This is a genomic window from Streptomyces sp. NPDC056835 (genome assembly GCF_042789485.1).
Classification (GTDB): domain Bacteria; phylum Actinomycetota; class Actinomycetes; order Streptomycetales; family Streptomycetaceae; genus Streptomyces.
Map to the genome: position 1 here is coordinate 1 of NZ_JBHUBB010000107.1, position 1,129 is coordinate 1,129.

The window sequence follows — 1,129 nt, forward strand, 5'->3', positions numbered from 1 at the left end:
AAATGATAATTAAAAAAACAGGGATTTAGTGATATCACTAAATGTTAATCAATGTCCCCTTTAGGTCCCCCTACTTTCGACCAATGTCCCCTTTGCGGAAGGACAAACTCACCAATGGGTGATGTCTGTCGAGTAACATTAATTCATACTAGGTTCTATTTAACCAACACTAATACTTGATTAGGCCCTGTACGCTCAAGTACACGATATCCTTGATTTGCTTTTGTCGCAATTCCCTCATCATTCGACTTACAATAGCTATTAACTTCACAGGTACCATCATCTCGAACCAATAGTTTTCCTAACAGTCCCACAGCCACCCATTCCGGTCTTTGTGAACGAGGGATATATTCCTTTGTAGAATCCCATTTAGGGTTTAGTTTCGGTTCTGTTACTGTATATCCTGGCTGAATAATTCGTCCTTCGTCGTCTATTTCTTCTGGAACGTCCACCTCATGATATTGGACCCTTCCCCATTCATCCGTTACTTTCCATCTTAGTTCACAACTGTCTGTAAGAACAGCAGGAGTAGCACTTGTAATCCCTAATATATCATCATCGTTAGAACTAGCTTTCCGAATTCTTTTACCCTCTAAAGTTACAAAATAACCAACATCAATCGTCTCAAACATTTCAGCAAAATCAGCTGCAGCAGGCATAAATATAGTACCATCTAAAAAGAGATTTCCTGTAGCCCCTTGAATTACAGCAGAGTTTGATGTAGGACCAACTGCAAGTCCATTTGCCAGATGCCAGGAAAAAGGGAATCTGGTAGCTCCATTTCTGCCCATTATATGAGCCCCTGTATTAATTACAGTTGTATTATCACCCTCGGCATGCCCCATATCACTAATGATGCTTGTATTCCTCCCTTCGGCATGAGAAGCAAATCCACCAGCATTAGTCATAAACCCCTCTGCATGGGACTCAAAGCCACTGGCGGTAGTACGAAACCCTTCAGCATGGGAATCATGGCCACTGGCGGTTGTTTGAAGACCTTCAGCATGGGAAGCAAAGCCACTGGCGGTTGTTTGAAGACCTTCAGCATGGGAAGCAAAGCCACTGGCTTTAGTTCTACTTCCTTCTGAATGTGCAGCTGTCGCGGCTGCTGCTGTCTGGGTATTAATTC

The 1,129-nt window shown here is 42.9% G+C and carries 1 protein-coding gene; it reads right to left on the reverse strand.

The genetic code is table 11. The features are described 5' to 3' along the window. Positions 1-155: 155 nt before the first annotated feature. Positions 156-1,129: peptidase G2 autoproteolytic cleavage domain-containing protein (locus ACFRMN_RS38835; protein WP_383029172.1), on the reverse strand; the 974-nt coding region annotated here is incomplete at its 5' end.